At 39.5% G+C, this 20,960-nt stretch carries 21 protein-coding genes, 1 tRNA gene and 1 pseudogene; 2 read left to right on the top strand and 21 right to left on the bottom strand.

The window, feature by feature from the left end; all coding sequences use genetic code 11:
* Nucleotides 1–111: 111 nt before the first annotated feature.
* From yidD to LG369_RS07215, 10 genes are all read right to left on the bottom strand, one after another.
* Nucleotides 112–348, bottom strand: coding sequence for a membrane protein insertion efficiency factor YidD (yidD, locus tag LG369_RS07170; protein WP_225750741.1), 237 nt, complete (start codon nt 346–348; stop codon nt 112–114).
* Nucleotides 348–1,073 (bottom strand): pseudouridine synthase, encoded by a 726-nt coding sequence (locus LG369_RS07175; RefSeq protein WP_225750742.1) that lies wholly within the window; start codon nt 1,071–1,073, stop codon nt 348–350. The genes yidD and LG369_RS07175 overlap by 1 nt, the downstream gene beginning before the upstream one ends.
* Entirely contained in the window at nt 1,060–1,629 is a 570-nt protein-coding gene (gene scpB / locus LG369_RS07180; RefSeq protein WP_049494492.1) for an SMC-Scp complex subunit ScpB, read from the bottom strand. The genes LG369_RS07175 and scpB overlap by 14 nt, the downstream gene beginning before the upstream one ends.
* A 12-nt stretch (nt 1,630–1,641) precedes the next feature.
* Complete coding sequence (locus LG369_RS07185; RefSeq protein ID WP_225750743.1) at nt 1,642–2,376, bottom strand: segregation/condensation protein A; 735 nt, start codon at nt 2,374–2,376, stop codon at nt 1,642–1,644.
* A complete protein-coding gene (gene xerD / locus LG369_RS07190; protein ID WP_225750744.1) occupies nt 2,376–3,110 on the bottom strand; it encodes a site-specific tyrosine recombinase XerD in 735 nt (244 codons plus the stop codon). Before xerD ends, LG369_RS07185 begins: the two co-directional genes overlap by 1 nt.
* The gene (gene cbpB, locus LG369_RS07195; RefSeq protein ID WP_004251714.1) at nt 3,107–3,568 is read right to left on the bottom strand and encodes a cyclic-di-AMP-binding protein CbpB; all 462 of its coding nucleotides are present in this window, start codon (nt 3,566–3,568) and stop codon (nt 3,107–3,109) included. The genes xerD and cbpB overlap by 4 nt, the downstream gene beginning before the upstream one ends.
* On the bottom strand, nt 3,565–4,086 hold the full coding sequence (locus LG369_RS07200; protein WP_004251713.1) for a metallophosphoesterase: 522 nt from the start codon (nt 4,084–4,086) through the stop codon (nt 3,565–3,567). Before LG369_RS07200 ends, cbpB begins: the two co-directional genes overlap by 4 nt.
* Nucleotides 4,062–5,072, bottom strand: a complete 1,011-nt coding sequence (locus LG369_RS07205) for a nucleoside-triphosphate diphosphatase (RefSeq protein ID WP_413252026.1) — start codon at nt 5,070–5,072, stop codon at nt 4,062–4,064. The genes LG369_RS07200 and LG369_RS07205 overlap by 25 nt, the downstream gene beginning before the upstream one ends.
* On the bottom strand, nt 5,030–5,824 hold the full coding sequence (gene racE / locus LG369_RS07210) for a glutamate racemase (protein ID WP_004251710.1): 795 nt from the start codon (nt 5,822–5,824) through the stop codon (nt 5,030–5,032). The genes LG369_RS07205 and racE overlap by 43 nt, the downstream gene beginning before the upstream one ends.
* Before the next feature lie 207 nt (nt 5,825–6,031).
* The gene (locus LG369_RS07215; protein WP_004251708.1) at nt 6,032–6,277 is read right to left on the bottom strand and encodes a YneF family protein; all 246 of its coding nucleotides are present in this window, start codon (nt 6,275–6,277) and stop codon (nt 6,032–6,034) included.
* A gap of 312 nt (nt 6,278–6,589) precedes the next feature.
* On the opposite strand from LG369_RS07215, the pseudogene LG369_RS07220 reads away from it, so the two are divergent.
* A pseudogene (locus LG369_RS07220) lies at nt 6,590–9,345 on the top strand (glycosyl hydrolase family 95 catalytic domain-containing protein); the annotation flags it as partial.
* Between the two features lie 363 nt (nt 9,346–9,708).
* On the opposite strand, the gene LG369_RS07225 reads toward LG369_RS07220, so the two are convergent.
* From LG369_RS07225 to LG369_RS07250, 6 genes are all read right to left on the bottom strand, one after another.
* Nucleotides 9,709–9,909, bottom strand: a complete 201-nt coding sequence (locus tag LG369_RS07225; RefSeq protein WP_004251701.1) for a hypothetical protein — start codon at nt 9,907–9,909, stop codon at nt 9,709–9,711.
* 153 nt (nt 9,910–10,062) lie between these two features.
* Complete coding sequence (locus LG369_RS07230; protein ID WP_004251696.1) at nt 10,063–10,989, bottom strand: ATP-binding cassette domain-containing protein; 927 nt, start codon at nt 10,987–10,989, stop codon at nt 10,063–10,065.
* A gap of 10 nt (nt 10,990–10,999) precedes the next feature.
* Complete coding sequence (locus LG369_RS07235) at nt 11,000–12,067, bottom strand: ABC transporter ATP-binding protein (protein WP_004251684.1); 1,068 nt, start codon at nt 12,065–12,067, stop codon at nt 11,000–11,002.
* An 8-nt stretch (nt 12,068–12,075) separates the two neighbouring features.
* Nucleotides 12,076–13,002: an oligopeptide ABC transporter permease OppC gene (oppC, locus tag LG369_RS07240; RefSeq protein ID WP_004251681.1), complete on the bottom strand. Its 927-nt coding sequence runs from the start codon at nt 13,000–13,002 to the stop codon at nt 12,076–12,078.
* Nucleotides 13,002–14,498, bottom strand: a complete 1,497-nt coding sequence (locus LG369_RS07245) for an ABC transporter permease (RefSeq protein WP_070677018.1) — start codon at nt 14,496–14,498, stop codon at nt 13,002–13,004. Before LG369_RS07245 ends, oppC begins: the two co-directional genes overlap by 1 nt.
* Before the next feature lie 65 nt (nt 14,499–14,563).
* Nucleotides 14,564–16,558, bottom strand: a complete 1,995-nt coding sequence (locus LG369_RS07250) for a peptide ABC transporter substrate-binding protein (protein ID WP_070677017.1) — start codon at nt 16,556–16,558, stop codon at nt 14,564–14,566.
* A gap of 178 nt (nt 16,559–16,736) precedes the next feature.
* Here LG369_RS07250 and LG369_RS07255 point away from each other — a divergent pair.
* Nucleotides 16,737–16,807 (top strand) — tRNA-Cys (locus LG369_RS07255).
* 84 nt (nt 16,808–16,891) lie between these two features.
* Here LG369_RS07255 and LG369_RS07260 read toward each other — a convergent pair.
* The 5 genes from LG369_RS07260 to LG369_RS07280 all read right to left on the bottom strand — a co-directional run bounded on the left by LG369_RS07260 (nt 16,892) and on the right by LG369_RS07280 (nt 20,944).
* A complete protein-coding gene (locus LG369_RS07260; protein ID WP_070677016.1) occupies nt 16,892–18,223 on the bottom strand; it encodes a hemolysin family protein in 1,332 nt (443 codons plus the stop codon).
* 118 nt (nt 18,224–18,341) lie between these two features.
* On the bottom strand, nt 18,342–19,169 hold the full coding sequence (locus LG369_RS07265) for a DNA/RNA non-specific endonuclease (protein ID WP_070677015.1): 828 nt from the start codon (nt 19,167–19,169) through the stop codon (nt 18,342–18,344).
* A gap of 46 nt (nt 19,170–19,215) precedes the next feature.
* Nucleotides 19,216–19,410: a DNA-directed RNA polymerase subunit beta gene (locus tag LG369_RS07270; protein ID WP_053092421.1), complete on the bottom strand. Its 195-nt coding sequence runs from the start codon at nt 19,408–19,410 to the stop codon at nt 19,216–19,218.
* Entirely contained in the window at nt 19,397–20,689 is a 1,293-nt protein-coding gene (gene murA, locus LG369_RS07275; RefSeq protein ID WP_049494507.1) for a UDP-N-acetylglucosamine 1-carboxyvinyltransferase, read from the bottom strand. The genes LG369_RS07270 and murA overlap by 14 nt, the downstream gene beginning before the upstream one ends.
* 24 nt (nt 20,690–20,713) lie before the next feature.
* Nucleotides 20,714–20,944 (bottom strand): DUF1146 family protein, encoded by a 231-nt coding sequence (locus LG369_RS07280; RefSeq protein WP_033587493.1) that lies wholly within the window; start codon nt 20,942–20,944, stop codon nt 20,714–20,716.
* Nucleotides 20,945–20,960: the final 16 nt, after the last annotated feature.

A 20,960-nucleotide genomic window follows, 5' to 3' on the forward strand; every position in this document is an offset into this window, starting at 1 on the left:
TATCCCTTCTTTCTTTCAACCATTTTACCACTTTTTATAGGAGAAGGGTAGTGAAAATCATCAATCTATAGATCTATCTACACCAAAAAAGAATCACGACTGTGATTCTTTTTATTTTGAATTTCTCTTTAAAGAAAAGTGATCTGGTACGAGGTCCTTACCTATTTCAGACCAAGGATGACATCGTAAAATCCGTGCCAATCCCATCAGAACCCCCTTAAATCCATGCTTTTCAATAGCCTGAATCATGTAGTTTGAACAAGTAGGCTCAAATCTACAAGAAGGTGGGAATGCAGGGGATATAAAGCGTTGGTAAAAGCGCACAGGCGCAATTAAAATTCGTTTCATTATTTATTAATTGTTACAGCCATGGTGTGTAGTTGGCTGATTTCTTTTTTATTGAGACGACGTGATTCTCCTGGACGAAGACCCGTCAAGTCTAGGTGTCCAAAACGTGTCCGTGATAACTTATCCACTTGGAGACCGACAGCTTCAAACATCTTTTTAACCTGGTGGTTACGTCCTTCATGAATGGTCAACTGTACTACAGAGCGGTTTTTGACTGGGTCTACTTTAAGAATCTCATAAACCGCTGGCTTAGTTTTCTTACCATCAATCTCAAGACCACGAGTTAAGGGGCGGAGATTTTCCTTGTTAGCAATTCCTTTAACACGCGCCACATAAACCTTATCGATTTCATTACGTGGGTGAATCATCTCATCTGTAAAGTCACCATCATTGGTCAAAATCAAGACACCTGATGTATCCCAGTCCAAACGTCCTACAGGATAGATACGCTCTTTCACATTAGGCAAGAGGTCGACAACCGTCTTACGTCCCTTATCATCTGTTACACTGGAAATCACTCCACGTGGTTTATTGAGCAGATAGTAGACCTTTTCTTCGTTGTAGATTGGTTGACCTTCAACTTCTACCTTATCGCCAGACTTAATGGTTGTCGCTAGTTCACGCACTACCTGACCGTTAACAGTCACCAAGCCTTGTTTGATCAACTCTTCTGCTTTTCTCCTACTGGCCACACCTGCGTGGGCAATATATTTATTGATTCTCATCTTCTTCTATCCTTTCACCAAATAATTGGCTTTCTTGTGCTTGAATTTCAAGCTCGTCAATCACAGGCAATTCTTCCAAATGGTTAATACCCATGTAATCCAGAAAATAATCCGTAGTTACATAGAGATTAGGGCGACCAAGAACTTCTTTCTTTCCATCTTCTCGTATCAAGTCAAAGGCCTGTAACTTTGCCAAAGCTCCACTCGAATTAACCCCACGAATAGCATCGATTTCTATACGTGTGATAGGTTGCTTATAAGCAATAATGGACAAGGTTTCAAGCGCAGCCCGAGATAGACTCTGGTTGATGGGCGCCTTAGAATATTCCTTCAAAACATCAGCAAATTGAGGCTTGGTCACCAATCTGTAGGCCCCTCCTGTCTCAATAAGGGCCAGACTAGAATCCTGGTCTTTTTCATACTTTTTGGCTAATTTTTCTAAGCTTTGCTGAATTCCTGTTGGTGGCAACGATAAGAGCTCTGCTAACTGGCGAGCCCTAATTCCATCTTCACCCGACACAAACAGGAGTGCTTCTATTTTTGCTAAAGTACTCATACTTCCTCTCTATCAAGCCTGACTTTGCCCTACTTGACTTTCCTCATTCTTTTTCATGAGATAGATATCTCCAAAACTCTCTTTTTGAATCAAGAGAATTTCTTGGGTTTTAATCAACTCCAGGGTCGCCAAAAAAAGTGTAATGACCTCTTGTAAATCCTTGGTTTCTTTAAACAAATCCTGCAAACATAGCTGTTGCCCTTCTACCAAGGCTTCCCGAACGATGAGCATCATATCCTCAATTTTATACTCATCCCGTAAAATAGTTGTGTGATTTTTTGAGAATTCTTCCTTTTTCTTGGTCAGTAAGGTTGAAAAGGCTAAGAAAAGATCAATCGTGGTCTTATCATGCACAAGTTCTGCATCCTCGTAAATCAACTCTGTCGGTGCTTTAGAATAATACTGGGCTCGATCTTGGTGTTTGACTTCCAACTGCTCTCCCAAAAGTTTAAACTTGCGGTATTCTTCGATTTGAGAAAGAAGGTCCTGTTCAAGATCATCTTCTAAATCTGACACTTCCGCAACCTTTGGCAAGAGCTTTCGACTTTTGATCAGCATCAGTTGGCTAGCCATCACCATATATTCACCTGCCACTTCTAAACGCATGGCTTGTAAGGTTGATATGTAGGCTAGATACTGCTCAATAACTTCTGTAATCGGTACATCATAGATATCCATCTGATACTTTGAAACCAAGTGTAAGAGCAAGTCCAAAGGCCCTTCAAAATCTTTTAATTTAATATCCATTATCTATATTTTTCTAAGGTCATGACTGTTTTTAATCCCAATTTTTTGGCGATTTCATACAAGTCAACCTTCTCTTCAATTTGTCTCAGTATAAACTGTTCTCTCAATCCTTGAGCCGATAAATCTGCAAAACCTTTTTCCTTTAGAAAGGCTTCTAACTGACGAAAGGCCCATTGACGAGAGTATGGCTTACCAGTTTTTTCAAAGAGGTAAGTCTGTCCCATCAAGGGTTCTAACTCTGCAAGTAATTTTGTGGTAAGACTCAAGATTCTTTGTTGAGAGGCTTTATTGATTCTCAACACTTGAAAATCTAGATTCACATCACTTATTTTTATGGTTAGAATTTCACTAGGTAAGAGGCCTAATTCAACTATCAATAAGGCTATTAAACGCCCTTCTGGATAGGTACTTTCTTGCCAGAAAGAACTCAAGTTTAAAAGCTCTGACTTGACTTGTTTTTTCTCAGCCTGTTTCGGCAATTCCAAACGATAAAAGGTGCCAATCTTTCCTTTCTGGTATAAAAAGTAAAGAAATTGATTGCAGGCAGAAACTTTACGCTTTTGGGCACTAATTTTAAAATTTGATAATTGAGCTTGGTAGATTTTTAAACTTGTCTCAGAAATTCGTTCTCCAATAAGATCTAAAAACTGCTCCAAGTCATATTTATAAGACTGCTTAGAATTAATAGATAGATTTTGCTTTTCTTCTAAAAATGTTAAAATCCATTCTCTCATTTGCTTCGAATCTCATATTCCTTACTAAAGTCATGCAGGAGGGCATTGACAGCCTTGAGAATTGACTTCCGCGTGATAATCCCTTGGAAAAGGCCATCCTTACCAACGACTGGCAGGAAAGACTCATCCACTAGCTTATGTAAAACATCCGTCAATGTATAGTCTGGATTAACTACCGCGACATCCTTCTTTGTCATGTGAACAATATCCATATCCGCCATGACTTCCTGACTCAAACCCTGCTCCATTTGATATGCAAAGATATCTCTAAGCCCTATGGTCCCAACAAATTTTTTCTCAGCAGTCACTACTGGAACTCGTGTATAAGTCATCTGGCTAAGGAGGAGAATTGCATGATCTGCATTGTGAGTATCAATGAGCACAGCCAAATTTTCAGCAGGAGTCAAAAAGGTTTCCTCTTGCTCCAGCAAAAAGAGTTCAAATTCTTTGGCAATCATCGAGCAAACTCCTTGGATAAGCCAGGATAAACCTCATGATTACGTGTCAAAAAGTCCACTTTGAAATAGCTGTCATCAATCTCTACACGAGCGTAAAGACATTCTCTGATGGTTCCACGTGGTTGGCTGATAGAACCTGGATTTAGAAAGAGGGTCTTCCCTTCCATCCAAGCATTTGGCACATGTAAGTGACCATAGAGACAGATATCAGCATCTTCCTCTTGGGCCCAGAAATCTAGTTTTTGGAAATTGAAGTTAATGTCAAATAAGTGTCCGTGAGTCTGGATAATCTTGGTAGGACCCAGTTGAGTCACTAAGCGTTCTGGATAATCTGAATAGAAATCCATGTTTCCTCTAACTACCTGAATTCCTTCCCAGAGTGGTGAATCTGGGCGAAGCTCCGAGTCACCATCGTGAAAAATGGCATCAACTTTCCCAAGATAGCGATCACGTATTTCTTCTACAATCAAGCTATCTCCATGGGAGTCGCTCATTACAATGATGGTTTGCTTTGCCATGATGGAAATACCTCCAAAAGTTTCTTAACGGCTAAGGCACGGTGAGATTGACTATTTTTTTCTTCAAGAGTTAATTCAGCTGATGACTTGCCTGTTTCTCCTACTAGGAAAAGAGGGTCATAGCCAAAACCATTTTCACCCTTAGGTTCAAAGTTAATGTAGCCTGGCCAATCGGCTTCGACCACCAAGCTTTCCTTACCTGGGCTAGCCACAACCAAAGTGGTGTGGAATTGTGCCGAACGGTCCTTGAGTTCAAAGACCATGGCTAATTCGTGCAAGAGTTTAGCATTGTTTTCCTGGTCAGTGGCTCCCACTCCTGCAAATCGAGCTGACCAAACGCCTGGCAATCCACCGAGGACATCGACTTTAAGACCTGAATCATCTGCTAGAACCATCTTGCCTGTCAATTTGGAGATGGTTTCAGCCTTAAGGCGAGCATTTTCTTCAAAGGTCATACCAGTTTCAGCAACTTCAGGCAGATCTGGGTAATCATTGAGATTCTCCACATCATATCCAAGTTTATCAAATATAGCACGAAATTCCTTGGTCTTCCCTTCATTACGAGTCGCTATCAACAAGGTTTCTCTGACTTTGCTAGTTTCAAAGAAGGCTTCAACATCTACTCCTTCTTTAGGTAATTCCACATGCAAGAGTTGTCCATTTTCAACTAAGAGCAAGGCACCTTGGCGTTGAATGACTTCCAAGTTTCGACCGGCTTCTGCATTTAAAATCTCAACGATAAAAGAGAGTAAACGGAAGTTGGAAGACCAACGCATTACCGTAATCGTGATTGGAAAACCATTTTCCTCATCACTGAAAATACGAGCCAAATCCATAAAATCGAGATCAAGAGGATCTTTTATGAGGCTATAGATTCCACCGTAGACGTCCCAGACACCTACATACCAGTCCTGGTCATCCTTGTATTCATAAATTTTGTTTGTCATAATGTTACATGCTCCACATGAATCTCTTTTTCTAGCCATTCCGCTCCAATCTGAGCAAAACTATGGCTATTTGCAGTCGTATAAAAACGGTGTTGTAGAGGGCCGGCATCCCGGCTACGATTAATCTCGAAATAATTAAGTAATACAGAAATATCCCGTACACACTCTGCTCCACTATCAATCAGTTTTACCTCTGGTCCCATCACATTTTGGATAATGGGTCTGAGTAGCGGATAGTGGGTACAGCCCAAAATCAAGCTGTCTACCTTGCCGACCAAAGGACGCAAGGTTTCATAAACTACTTTCTTGGTCACACTGGTTGAAAGGGCCCCAGACTCAACCAAGGGAGCAAACTTAGGGCAGGCCAAACTTTCAACTTGCAAATTTGGATCTAGGTCATGAATTTTTTGACGATAGATATCTGATTGCACTGTCATCGGTGTTCCAATCACACCGATTCTCCCACCCTGACTTGCTTTGATAGCAGCTGAAGCGCCCGGTAAAATCACTCCAAGAACAGGAATATCGAGTTTGGATTTAATTTCTTCCCAAACAACTGCTGTTGCAGTATTACAAGCGATGACAATCATCTTGACATCCTTAGTCAAAAGAAAGTTGACCAGTTGCCAAGTGTATTCACGAATTTGCTCAGCAGGACGAGGACCATAGGGTGCCCGTGCCGAATCTCCAATATAGACGATTTCTTCATGAGGAAGCTGGCGCATGAGCTCACGTACAACGGTCAAACCTCCAACGCCCGAATCCAAAAAACCAATTGGTCGATTATCCATACAGTCTTCTTTCTAGTCTTATTTTTCTGATTAATAGTTCATTATCATTACATTTCTCGCTGAAATTTCTGACAGACTGGTAAACTCCAGACTATCTCCCTCTTAATCATAATCAAATATCAATAGAATGCAAGGAAAAAGTCTTATCCTTAAATATCAGTTGAACATAGTGAGAAGTCTGGAATTTTCATCCCAGACTTTTCCTATTTATTTCTTTTTATTGTTAGCAAGGGCTGCTTTTTGTTGGCGAATGATTTGGTGGTAAACTTGTTGTACCTTAGCTTCGCTTGGCTTTTGACCATTTGCACTCAACAGAGTACGAACTGCTTCTGCATTCAAACGTGGGTTATCAGCAAATTCTTTTTCAATTTGCTTGCGCACCAAGTACATTCCTCCAAGAGCTCCACCAAGAAAAGCTAAAACAATCAAGACAATTGCTAAAATAAGGTCCATAATATTTCTCCTGTTTCTTTTTGAATCTTCTATATTATACCATAAAGTCCCACGCCTGACTAGTTTGATTTACGCTTTCAAAAGGGTAGGGCATTACTCAGATTCTTTTTCTGCTCTAATCTTTTTTAATTCAATAAAATTAAAAAAAGAACTAAAATTTGGTAAAATAATTCAGTTTTTCCTAAAAAAACTTGCATTGGATTGATTTATTTGCTATATTAAGATTATACAAAACAAAGGAAACATCTTTCTGCAAGGCTTATTTTTTTTACAAAAAATGTATGCGCTTACAGAATCGAGAAAGGAGTTTTTATGGAGAAGAGCTATTGGGAAAATCCTGTAAGTATAGCATCCGAAAATTGACCGTTGGAACTGCTTCTGTTTTTATAGCGACACAGAATGTAGCTTCCGATGGCATCGAAGTGAAAGAAAATCAAGCAAGTGTCAGTGAGACTACGGTTCAAGTGAATACAAAAGTAGAGGAACCCACTCAAGAGGATAAGGAAAATCAACCAAGCACAGAAAATCAAACTTCTACTGAATTAGCTGCCAAAGAGGTAAAACCTGAAAAAGAAACACCTCAAATACATCATCAATCAGAGACTAACGCTGTAGTTGAACCTTCTGAAAATAAGGAGAGTGAAAAACCAGAACTTCCTATGACTAAGCAAGAAAACTATCAACTTCATTACGACCAACCAACTGCCCCTTCTTATGACGGCTGGGAAAAACAAGCCCTGCCAGTCGGAAATGGAGAAATGGGGGCAAAAGTTTTTGGGCTCATCGGTGAAGAAAGAATCCAATACAATGAAAAAACTCTCTGGTCTGGTGGACCGCAACCGGATAGCACCGATTACAATGGAGGAAACTATCAAGACCGCTATAAGGTCTTATCAGAAATTCGTAAGGCATTAGAAGAAGGAAACCGTCAAAAGGCAAAGCAATTAGCGGAGCGCAACCTAGTCGGACCAAACAATGCTCAGTATGGTCGTTACTTATCTTTTGGTGATATCTTTATGGTCTTTAACAACCAAAAGAAAGGTTTGGAGAATGTTACCGACTATCATCGTGGCTTAGATATTTCTGAGGCCATCTCGACCACTTCTTATACCCAAGACGGTACAAACTTTAAACGCGAAACCTTCTCTAGCTATCCTGACGATGTTACTGTGACCCACTTGAGTAAAAAAGGTGATAAGACTCTTGATTTTACACTTTGGAATAGCTTGACTGAAGATTTGATTGCGAATGGCGACTACTCCTGGGAATATTCGAATTATAAACAAGGAGCAGTTACGACTGATTCTAATGGTATTTTGCTCAAAGGAACTGTCAAAGACAATGGTCTGAAATTTGCTTCCTATCTTGGAATCAAGACAGACGGACAAGTTACTGCCCAAGATGGCTACTTGACTGTCACTGGAGCCAGCTATGCAACTCTTTTACTGAGTGCCAAGACCAATTTTGCTCAAAATCCAAAAACCAACTATCGTAAGGATATTGATCTAGAAAAAACTGTCAAATCGATTGTCGAAGCTTCTAAGGCAAAAGATTATGAAACTCTAAAAAATAATCACATCAAGGATTACCAAAGTCTCTTTAATCGTGTTCAACTAAATCTTGGCGGTAGCAGGTCTAATCAAACCACAAAAGAAGCGCTACATACCTATAACCCAGAAAAAGGGCAAAAACTAGAAGAGCTCTTCTTCCAATACGGACGTTATCTACTCATCAGTTCTTCTCGTGACCGGACAGATGCCCTTCCTGCCAACTTGCAAGGAGTCTGGAATGCTGTAGACAATCCAACTTGGAACTCAGACTACCACCTCAATGTCAATCTACAAATGAACTACTGGCCTGCCTACATGAACAATCTTGCAGAAACGGCTAAGCCAATGATCAATTATATCGATGACATGCGCTACTATGGTCGTATCGCTGCTAAAGAATATGCAGGTATCGAGTCCAAAGAAGGCCAAGAAAACGGTTGGCTGGTTCATACCCAGGCGACACCATTTGGCTGGACTACTCCTGGTTGGAACTACTATTGGGGCTGGTCTCCGGCTGCCAATGCTTGGATGATGCAGAACGTCTATGACTACTACAAATTCACCAAGGATGAAACTTATCTTAAAGAAAAGATTTATCCAATGCTCAAGGAAACAGCCAAGTTCTGGAATTCCTTCTTGCACTACGACAAGGCTAGTGACCGTTGGGTTTCTTCTCCATCTTACTCGCCAGAGCATGGAACCATCACGATTGGGAACACCTTTGACCAATCTCTAGTTTGGCAACTCTTCCATGACTATATGGAAGCAGCTAATCATCTCAATGTCGACCAAGACTTGGTAACCGAAGTAAAGGCTAAATTTGACAAGCTCAAACCACTTCATATCAACCAAGATGGCCGAATCAAGGAATGGTACGAAGAAGACAGTCCTCAATTCACTAATGAAGGAATTGAAAACTATCACCGTCACGTTTCCCATCTAGTTGGGCTCTTCCCAGGAACTCTATTTAGCAAGGATCATCCGGAATACCTGGAGGCTGCACGCGCAACCTTAAACCATCGTGGAGATGGGGGGACTGGTTGGTCCAAGGCCAATAAAATCAACCTCTGGGCTCGTCTCCTAGATGGAAATCGTGCCCATCGTTTGTTGGCTGAACAGCTTAAATCTTCAACTCTAGAAAACCTCTGGGATACACACGCGCCTTTCCAAATCGATGGGAACTTTGGTGCCACTAGCGGGATGGCAGAAATGCTCCTTCAATCTCACACAGGCTACATTGCTCCATTACCAGCTCTTCCGGATGCCTGGAAAGATGGGCAAATTTCAGGTCTAGTCGCTCGTGGCAACTTCGAAGTCAGCATGAAATGGAAAGAAAAAAATCTTGAGTCATTAGCTTTCCTTTCCCATGCTGGGGGAGATTTAGTGGTCGATTATCCAGACATCGAATCGAGTATTGTCAAGATTAATGGCAAGGAAGTTCAAGCTAGTCGCCTCAAAGATAACCGTATCCAGCTTGCTACTCAAAAGGGAGATGTCATTACCTTTGAGAACTTTCCTGTGCCTATACCGTCTGAATTTGATTAGACTAAATCTAATCTATATCATAGACTCTCTACGAATCTATTATTTGCATCAGCTTTTTAAAACTTCGCCTTAATCTTATTGCTATAAACAAAAAAGATGGAATATCTTCCATCTTTTTTGTGATAATAAAGTTATATATGAGTATATATATGTACGTACTTCCAATTTCTAGTCTCTAAAATAAACTAAAAAGCCAGTTATAAATCCAGTTAAAAATCGAATATAACAAATTCAAAAGGAATTCATAAAAAAATAAACAAATGTGATACCAAATAAATTCTACAATCGTAATCAGTGGCTTGACTAGGATATAAAATAAAATATCCCAAATAAATTTCATTTTTTATCTTCCTTTCTAGGAAGTCCCGCAATCCAAGGCAGAGCAGATAACATTTTATAAGCCGCAAGAAATTTAGCAACCTCTAGGGCTTTTGGCTCAGATTCCTTCTTCTCAGTCAGTACTCCCATTCCTCTTACCCAGAGGCATGTTCCAATAATTCTAGCCATTCCTGTAAAAAAATTTGGTTGGTTGTCCATATGATTCTCCCGTAGTTCATATCATTTCTAACAGATTAGTTCTTATTGTATTCAGTATATCAAATTTATATAGTTTATCAAGTTTTTATCTGCAAAATAAAAAAGTTTCATAACCTTTCTAGAATAATACTAGGAAGATTATAAAACTTTTCATTAGTTCATATCTTTTTTATAGCGTTCCAATTCTGCTTGGTTAGCCCAAACATAATGTCCTGGACGAATTTCAACCATAGACGGTTTATCAGTTTCGTAGTCGTGTTGGTCTGGATCATAGACTTTCAAAACTTTCTTACGTTCCAAGATTGGATCTGGAATCGGTACAGCTGATAAAAGTGCTTGTGTATATGGATGAACTGGATTGTTAAACAATTCTTCAGTTTCAGCCACTTCAACAATGACACCCTTATAAATTACCGCGATACGATCAGAGATAAAACGAACTACTGACAAATCGTGGGCGATAAAGAGATAGGTCAAGCCCAATTCTTTTTGGAATTTCTTGAGCAAGTTCAAAACTTGGGCACGAACAGAAACGTCCAAGGCTGAAATTGGCTCATCCGCGATAACGAAATCAGGTTCCATAACCAAAGCGCGGGCAATCCCGATACGTTGACGTTGTCCACCTGAAAACTCATGAGGATAACGCGTCAAATGCTCAGACAAAAGTCCAACTTCACTGATAATCTTTTTAACTTTTTCTTGTCTTTCTTCCTCATCCTTAAATAGGTGATAGTTATAAAGACCTTCAGAAATAATATAGTCAACTGTTGCACGTTCATTCAAACTAGCAGCAGGGTCTTGGAAAATCATTTGGATTCGGCGGACTAATTCTGACGCTTGAGTACGTGATTTTTTACCATTAATTTTTTGACCATCAAAGATGATATCACCTTTGCTGGTATTATTCAAACCGATAATTGCACGACCAATTGTTGTTTTACCACTACCTGATTCTCCAACAAGTGAGAATGTTTCACCTTTGTTGATAAAGAAGTTAGCATTTTTAACAGCTACAAACTTTTTACTTCCTTCACCGAAGGAAATCTCTAAGTCTTTAATTTCTACTAATTTTTCAGACATTTCCTTCCTCCTAGTTTTCCAGATGAACAAGACCCATTCTCTCACGAATCTTGTCATGTAAATTTGCAATTACTGCTGGTTTTGCAACTTTTGGTGCTTGCTCATGAAGTAACCATGTTTTAGCCCAATGAGTATCTGAAACAGCAAATTGGGGTGCTTTTTCTTCGAAATCAATTTTCATTGCGTAATCTGAACGAAGAGCAAAAGCATCTCCCTTCAATTCTGTATAAAGTGATGGAGGTGTTCCCGGAATTGAATACAATTCCCCTTTATCGTCAGCCAACTGTGGCAAACTTGATAAGAGGCTCCATGTGTATGGGTGACGTGGATCGTAGAAGATTTCCTCAACTGTACCATACTCAACGATTTCACCAGCATACATAACCGCAACTTTGTCAGCAATACTTGCTACCACACCAAGGTCGTGTGTGATAAAGATTGTTGTAAAGTGGTATTCATTTTGTAGAGACTTCAACAAGTCAATAATCTGAGCCTGAATCGTCACATCAAGGGCAGTTGTTGGCTCATCACAGATAAGAACATCTGGACGACACGCAAGAGCAATAGCGATAACGATACGTTGACGCATCCCTCCAGAATATTGGAATGGATACTCCTCAAAACGCTTTTCAGCATCAGGAATACCAACCTTATTCATGTAGTCGATAGCCATTTCTTTTGCTTCTTTTGCTGTTTTACCTTGGTGTTTAATGATAACTTCAGTAATTTGGCTTCCGATTGTTTTGATTGGGTCCAAACTAGTCATAGGATCTTGGAAGATAGTTGCAATCTTGGCCCCACGAATTTGTTCCCAATCTTTGTGAGACGAAAGTGCTGTTAGGTCTTGTCCACGGTAATCGATGCTCCCCTGAGCAATACGCCCGTTTTCTTCTAACATTCCTGTAAAAGTTTTTGTCAAAACTGATTTACCCGAACCAGATTCTCCAACCAAGGCAAGAACTTCTCCTTCAATCAACTCAAGAGAAACTCCGCGGATAGCGGTCAAAACTTTGTCACGAACATCAAATTCCACGACAATATCTTGAGCAGATAAAATTACATTTTTATTATTTGTCATTTCTACTCCTATCTGTGTGTACGTGGATCACTAGCATCGGCTAAATTTTGTCCAACAATGAAAAGTGATAAGGAAACCAAAACCAAAGTTGTCAATGGAATCCAGAAGAGGTAGGCATTTGTAGTTACGTTCTGAGAATAATCTGAGATCAAACGTCCCAAACTTGGAACTGTAATCGGCAATCCGAGTCCAAAGAATGAAAGGAAAGCTTCATATGAGATAAAGGCTGGAAGCATTTGCGTCAAAGTCGTTACGATAACAGATACCAACTGAGGCATAATATTTTTTACTATAATTTTATATGTCGGTGTCCCCAGTGTCTGAGAAGCAAGGTTATATTCCAAATCACGATAACGCATGATTTGAATACGGATAGAATAAGCAATACCAATCCATGTAGTTACACTCATGGCGAAAATCAAGTTCCAGAAACCTGCACCGATAGAGTAAGTCAAAACGATAACGATCAATAACGATGGAATATTGTTGATAACGTTGTAGACTTCCATCATGATACGGTCTACTGATTTTGAAATACCCCAAATTCCACCTACAATCACACCGATAACAAGGTTTATAAAGGTCGCAATTACAGAAATCAAGATAGAGTTACGAGCTCCAAACCAGACACCATCAAAGAGAGATTTCCCGTTACTATCTGTACCAAACCAATGTTCACCATTCGGTTTGATATAGCGAGCACTAAAATCATTTACCTTACTTACATCGTTAAAGTCAAAATCTGAGAACATTGGATAGATGAAACTCATCAAAACGATGGCAATCAAGATACCGAGCATGATGACTGTTGATTTTTTCTTCAAAAACTGTCTAAAGACAGAACCCCAGTATGAATAGGCAGGAGTATCAATTGCTTCAGAGGCATAATCATCACGTTTTACAAATTGAAATTTATCATTACTAATTGTAGACATTATTTGCCTCCTTTCTCTGTCAATTTAATACGTGGGTCAATCATAGTCATCCAAATATCCCCTACAAATAATGAGAAGATAGAGATACATGTAAAGATAAAGACAAGACCAACAACCATATTGTTGTTTGATGCTTTTACAGAGTCAATCAGCATTTTACCCATACCAGGGAAAGCGAAGACTGTTTCTGTAAGAGTTGCTCCACCGATAACACCAATAATAGAACCTGGAATACCTGAAACGAGCGGTACCATAGCGTTCTTAAAGATGTGTTTATTTGAAATTTCTTTCTCAGATAGACCTTTTGCACGTGCAAAACGAACAAAGTCTTGAGATTGTAAGTCAATCATGTAACGACGAATCCAAATTGCCATACCAGGTGCACCCAACAAGCCCAAAATCACTGCAGGAAGGACATAAGAACGCCAATCTCCAGCACCCAAAATTGGGAATGAATCAGGGAACCCGATAGATGAACCAATCAAACGAATGATATAAACCAAGGCAATGGTTGGAAGAGCAAGCAAGAAAGTCAAGGTTCCTGTTGAGAAACTATCAATCCAAGTATTCTTGAATCGAGCCATTGCAGAACCAAGCGGAATCGCAATCGCATATGAAATCGCAAGACCAATTAAACCTGTGATAGCAGAACTTGCAATCATTGAAGGATATTGATAATTACTTTCAGTAGCTGTATAAGGATCATCCTTACCATAGTTTGCTACTTCACGTGCATCTGCCTGACTTGGAGATTTGTAGGTTCTTGAGTAAATATTGACTGATGATGTTTTCTTACCTGTTGGGAATTGAACTTCTGAAGTCTTCGTTTGTCCTTGACCTTGTGTGATAACTTGAAGAACAGGAGTATTGGCATAAGTTGGGTAAGAATCTCCTAAGTTCAAGTTGACAAAGTTTTGGTGAACAAATGGGAATTGACTGTTGAAGTACAAGAGGTATTTATGTTTAGTCCCTGAACCTACTAGAGACCATCCAATAGCTGGATCGTTTTCAAAACGCAAATAACGCTCTAAATTAGGATTTTCCGGGTCTTGAATCTTGTTTGTATGGTCAATTTCAAGCAAGTTTGCATAGAACTTGAACACACGCTCGAAAATAGGGATTTCACGAGTAGCATAGAATTGTCCGCTCTCTGTGAATTCACCCAAAGTCCAACCGTTACCAAGTTGTTGGATATATTTTTCGTAGATAGCTTTATTTGTATCGTTTGCATCAACGGTTACAGAAGGGTCAATGCTACTAGCTTTTTCCTGCAACTCTTTCGTATCGTAATACTCGATATAACCCATACGCTCATAAACGGTATTTTCATAATTATCACGTTTATCAGCTGTTGTTGCAATTTTATTGTAGTTAGTATCTTGTTTGAAGATCAACTTCCGTGGAACCATCGTATAGATGATTGTGTAAATCAAGGTCGTTACTAAAAAGATAGAAACTAACGACCGCAAGATACGCATAAAAACATATTTTTTCATATTATTTCCTTTAAAATCCCAAAAGAACCTTCTCCTTTTGGAGAGAAAGTTCTGATGAGCATTATTTATTTCACGTGGCTCGCTAATTCTTTTTGAGCTTTTTCGTTTGATTCAGCTTTTTCTTTGAGCCATTTTTCACGAGCTTTTTTGTATTCTTCTTTTGTAATAGGTTTTTCACCAACTTCAGTGTACTTCAAGTAACCTGAGGTTTCTCCTTTAAGACCCGCAACTGAGTAAGAAGAAGTAAATGGAATAACTTTAGATACAAATGATACAGCGGTTTCTTTTGGACCTGCCATTACAGGAATTGTCAAACCGTTGTCTGTTAACCAAGCTTGTGCAAGGGCATATTTTTCATAACGTTTTTGAACGTCTTGATTTTCTTTGTTTGCTTCATCAAGTAATTTTTCATAGTCAGACAAACCAAGTTTTTGGATAACTGATGCATCAGTATCTTTATCGATACCCATAATCAAACGAGTATTACCACCTTTAATCGTGAACTGGTCTAAGAATGTTGATGGATCCTGATAATCTGGATTCCATCCAGTCAAGGTATGAATATCCCAGTCTTGTTCTTTGGCTGTTGGAGCACTAAATGAAAGTGGTAATGCTTCTGCTTGGGTCATTTGTTGAAGATCAATGACAACATTGTCAGATCCAAGTACGTTTTCAATAGACTGTTTAAGCGATTGAACACGGTTTACAACAGCTGTAGATTCTTGGATTGTTAGAGCATCCAAATGGATTGGGAATTCTACTCCTTCTGCTTTCAAACTTTCTTTTGCTTTAGCAAAGGCAGCCTTAGCTTTTTCTTCGTTGTAGAGACCGTTTTGTGAATCAGCAAGCGATACGTTTGACCATGTGCTTGAGTTTGTCTTCGCAAGACTTTCTTCTACAAGTTTACCAAATTGTTTGTCCCCAACTTGAAGATCATATGGCGAGAAAGTATTACGGATTCCAACCGCAGCTCCCTCTGTACCATTTGTCTGAGCCGAGTATGAATTACGGTCTACCGCAAAGTTAAGAGCTTGACGGAATTCCTTGTTTAGCAAAGCTTTTCTTGTAGATTCTTTTTGGCTATCTGTTGTTTTTGAAGTATGGTTATAAGTTGTACGACCATAGTTCACACTTACAGTAGCGATAGCTGATCCTGGTTCATTAAAGAAGATATTATCTTTGAACTCAGACGCATATTTTTCGTATGTTGAGCTAGTAGGATAAATACGAGCTTTACTGTATTGTCCTTCTGAGAATCCTTTGGCAACAACATCTTGGTCTTTACCATCCCAGTAAGTAAATTTGATGTTTTGAATTTTAACAGCATCTTTATCCCAATAAGCGTCGTTCTTAGCCATTTCAATTGATGATTTAGCTGTGATTGATTTCAAAACAAATGGTCCATTGTACAAAATAGAAGATGGATCTGTAGGTGCACCAAAGCTTTCCCCTTTTGATTTAAGGAAATCTTCGTTAATTGGCATCATCACGCCGTTTGTTGTTTTGTCATTCCAGAAAGTTTCTGGTTGGTTCAATGTATATTCAAGAGTGTTGTCGTCAACTGCTTTTACACCAACCGTTGAAAAGTCGTTTGTTTCACCATTAATGTAAGCGTTTAGTCCTTTAATTGATGAACTAATAACTGACAAACCTTTTGATTTGCCTTCTACCGCGTGTTTCAAACCTGTCACAAAGTCTTGGGCTTTAACTGGAGCATATTCTTCTCCTTCAGCAGTAACCCACTTAGCATCCTTACGGATCTTATAAGTGTAAGTCAAACCATCTTGTGAAACTGTCCATGATTCAGCAATCGATGGTACAAGGTTTCCATATTTATCATTAGCAAGCAAACCATCTACCGCATTTGTAGTAACAAAAGAAGTAGAGTCAACGTTGTTAACAACATAATCCAATGTTTCAGGATCAACTGAATAAACGTATTTATAATCTGATGCTAATTTTGTGTTGCTTGAACCTGCATTTGAATTTGAACATGCAGCAAGTACTCCGACAGCAAGCAAGGATACTCCCGCTACCGCAAGAATCCGACTTTTTTTCATTTTTTAAACTCCTCGTTTTAAATAGTGGATATTGAAGATTATACCACAGTTTTCGTAAAAAGTAAACGAATTTTCAGAATATTTTGTCGCATGTTTTTTTAAACATTTGAATCTTATGTTTTCAGAAAAGAAAACTATTGACGAGAAACAATTTTCAAGGTATAATAATAAAAGTTAAGGCGGTATAGCCAAGTGGTAAGGCACGGCTCTGCAAAAGCTTGATCGTCGGTTCAAATCCGTCTACCGCCTCTATATAAACGAAGACTCCTAACGGAGTCTTTTCTTTTTTGCACTTAAAAAGCTTTATCAGTTTTCTCTGATAAAGCTTTTGTTTTATTCAGTTTCTTCTTCTGATTCAAGTTCTTGGATTTGAACCTTAAGCTTGGTTACACGACCATTTTTTACCTTGTCATTTGTCAAGGTGATATGCTTGTTGCCACTATCTAACTCATAACTGAGTTTTTCTGATGTTGGAATAGTTCCCACACCTGTCAAATAATAACCAGCAATGGTATCTACATTGTCACTTTCAAGCTCGACATCAAAATAATCATTGAAATCGTTCAAATTCATTGTCCCTTGGACAATATGAGTGTCCTCGCCGATAGTATGAACATAGACTTCAGCACGGTCAGTTTCATCATCAATCTCACCAACAATCTCTTCAAGGAGATCCTCAAGTGTTACCAAACCAGCCATTCCTCCGTATTCATCAAGAAGAATAGCCATCTGTCTTTGTGAATTTCTCAGTTCTTTTAACAAATCGTCCACAAAAATGGTTTCAGGTACAAATAGAGGTTCCTGTAATATCTTTCTCAATACAATATTATCAAAACCATCGGTAAACCCTGCTTTTAGCAGATTCTTTGTATGAATCAAACCAATGACATTGTCCTTATCGCCGTCATAAACAGGAATTCGAGAAAAGTTTTGTTTTAAGATACTTTCGATAATAGTCTGAGTGTCATCTTGGATATCTACCATAAAGGCATCTGTTCGAGGAACCATGACTTCACGCGCCATAAGCTCATCCAGTGAGAAAATCCCCTGCAACATCTCGATTTCATCAGCATCCAAAGTTTCTTCGCTTTTAGTCAGCATGTACTCAATCTCATCACGAGTCATTTTTTCGTCTGCATCGTCAAATGTCATCGGCGTCAAACGGCTCAAAAGGTTGGTTGATGCAGATAGCAACCAAACAAAGGGACTCACAATCTTACCGATAGCAATAATAAATGGCACAGTTCGGATTGCCAAGGCATCCTTAAGATTTAGAGCAATGCGTTTAGGATAAAGTTCACCAAAAACGATAGAGATATAGGTCAAGAAAGCAAGTGACAGGAAGCTTGCGATTGCGTGCGCAGTCTCGCTATTTCCCATCCATGAGGCAATCAATTCGCCAAGAGAGTCTGCTAGTTTAGCCCCTGACAAGATTGTAATTAAAGTAATACCAACTTGAATGGTTGATAAAAAGTGATTGGGGTTTTCAAGTACCTTTAGCAAACGGATATAGCGTTTATCCCCCTCTTCAGCCTTTTGTTCAACACGTGAGCGACTAAGAGAAACCATAGCCATCTCTGTAGCAGAGAAAAAAGCATTTAAAAAGGTCAAAACAACTAATAATACAAATTGCAGTAACAAATCCTGACTGCTCGGGTCTTCCATTTTCCTTCTCCTAAAAAGTATAATTGTGACTATTATACCATATTTTTCAACTTCTACACATTAAATTGTGATTTCTATAGTAAATCCCCTACCGAAACAATAAGGGACCGACTATCTATTAGTTCTTTGTAACAGTTACTTTTCCTGTTCGGTAATCTAACTGAATTCCCTTTTGAACGTTAGGAACTACGACGTTAAACTCCAATTCACCATCAGATGATTTGGCTTCAATCTGAGATGCAGAAGGAACCAAATCTTCTTCTGTAGCGTAGAGCAATGTGACACGGTAACGCACGCGCTTATTTTGATCCAAAGCCTTTCGAACTAAACTTTCATAGTAGTTTTGTCCAGTCGAATCTTCTGCGCGTGCTTGGTTGGCCCAGGCTGTTTGTACAGCGATATTTTTGGGATTGCTAGTAGATGCATCAAAACCATCTAAACCACCAATCAAGGCATAGCCTAATAAATGTCCTCTATCTACAGCGTGATTATAAGTCCCTTTTAGGTTTTTGACTTGATGCCATCCTGCTGGGGTCCAAGAAGTTGAACCATTACCGGTTTCTTCACGGTCTTTGTACTGTCTTGTTGCTTTTGACATAAGGGCATTAGCCACAGTTGGAACCGTCTCCCCACCTACAGTTTTTGTCTTGTTATCAGCATAGGGTTTACTTGAAACCTTTGCATCTAAGTTCGTTTTGTTTCCATTTACGATAAAGGCACCTGCTCCATTCCACTCAAGAGTACCCTTTATTTGTTTTTTTACCGAATCAGTCAGTACACTCTCGGCCAATTCTTGACTTGGAGTATCAAGCGACCCTGACTTCTGTTGTACCTGTGTTCGTGGTGTGGCATTCGAAGCCTGCATTTCTTTTATGTAGTAACTTCCTGCCGACAAAAGTAGGAAAATCAGAAGACCTATGAGGGCCTGCCTTGTTTTTTTGTTCATACTTTCTCCTTCATTTCACTTCCTAGAAAAAGACTGGTCTCCCAGCCTATTTTCCTGTAAATTTCGCAATTAACTCATGCCATTTTTCTGGAGCTAAAATCGCCCATGGATCTTGCCCCTTGCCTAAGATACCGTAGCCAATCATCAAGCCAATTCCAAGTGCTAAGAGACCTAAAAGTAAAACAATGATGACTAAAAGAAATCGACGCAGCACATAAGCTACTTCTTTATTCATCTTCATCTTCATCAGCTTCCACACTTACCCGTTCAATATTAGCTCCTAACTGAGCTAACTTTTCATGAAAACGATAATAACCTCTATCCAAATGGACAAGTTTTCCAACAACAGTCTCACCCTCGGCCACTAAGCCTGTCAATATCAAGGCTGCACTTGCACGAAGGTCCGTAGACAGCACTTCTGCCCCTTGGAGAGGTTGCCCGCCAACAATACGAGCAGTGTCACGGATAATCTCAGAATGCAAGCCCATGCGACGCATTTCCTCTAGATGTTGGAAACGATTCTCAAAAACTGTCTCAACCATAGTTGATTCTCCTTGAGCAACCGTCATAAGAGCAGTAAACTGCGCCTGCATGTCCGTAGGAAACCCTGGATGTGGTAGGGTCTTGACATGAACTGCTTTTAGTTTGTCCCGTTGAGAACGGATGCGGATACCTTCATCCTCATCGATGACTTCAACACCCATTTCTTGTAATTTCGCCAACAAGGGACGGTTGTGTTCCCAGATAGCATCTTGAATCAGGACATCTCCACCTGTCATTGCAGCAGCAACCATGAATGTCCCTGCTTCGATGCGGTCTTGAACAACGTTATGGGTTGCACCATGCAAGTTTTCAACACCAGTGATGGTAATGCTCTCTGTTCCTGCGCCTTTGACTTTAGCTCCCATTTTATTCAAGAGGACAGCCAAGTCTACAATTTCAGGTTCACGCGCAGCATTTTCGATAACAGTTACGCCATCAGCTAGCGTTGCAGCCATCATCAAGTTTTGGGTTGCCCCAACACTAGGAAAGTCCATATAGATATGGGCCCCATGCAAGCGTTCTGCCTTAGCTTCGATATAGCCAGCTGTTTGGGTAATCTTAGCCCCCATTGCTTCCAAACCTTTAAGGTGAAGGTCAATCGGACGACTACCAATTGTACAACCACCTGGCATCGAAACTTTAGCGTGACCAACCCTAGCTAGGATTGGACCCAAGACTACAATAGAAGCACGCATCTTGCTAACATACTTATAGGGAGCTTCTTCTGTGATATCATCTGTCGCATCCACTTCAACAATGTGTGCATCTTGATCAAAATTAACTTTCGCATTTAATCCACGAACTACTTGGTTCATGGTAAAGACATCCGATAGGATAGGAACATTTTTTAAAACTGTTTTTCCTTCGCTTGCTAAAATTGTCGCCGCAAGTAGTGGCAAAACTGCATTTTTCGCGCCCTCAATGGTAACACTTCCGACAAGGCGATTATCGCCACCTCGAACTACAATTTTTTCCATAAATATTTTCCTTTACTTTCGAATTTAGAATAATGTCCGTACAGCTTCTTGCCATAATTGGTAGAGATTTAGGAAAAAAGAACTGATTAGATATCCTAAACCGATACTACACAATACTACCAAAAGTCGTACCTTCCTCGCATTGTCCTTGGTCACCTTCAAAATTTGATCCCATTTGACTAAATCTTTCAAAAGTTGAAAAACTAGGTAGACAAAAAACATATGACTACTGAGAGTAAAAAACAATTGAATCATCTGCCTATTATACCAT

It is taken from the genome of Streptococcus sp. Marseille-Q4154 (genome assembly GCF_916700545.1).
GTDB classification, from domain to species: Bacteria; Bacillota; Bacilli; order Lactobacillales; family Streptococcaceae; genus Streptococcus; species Streptococcus infantis_I.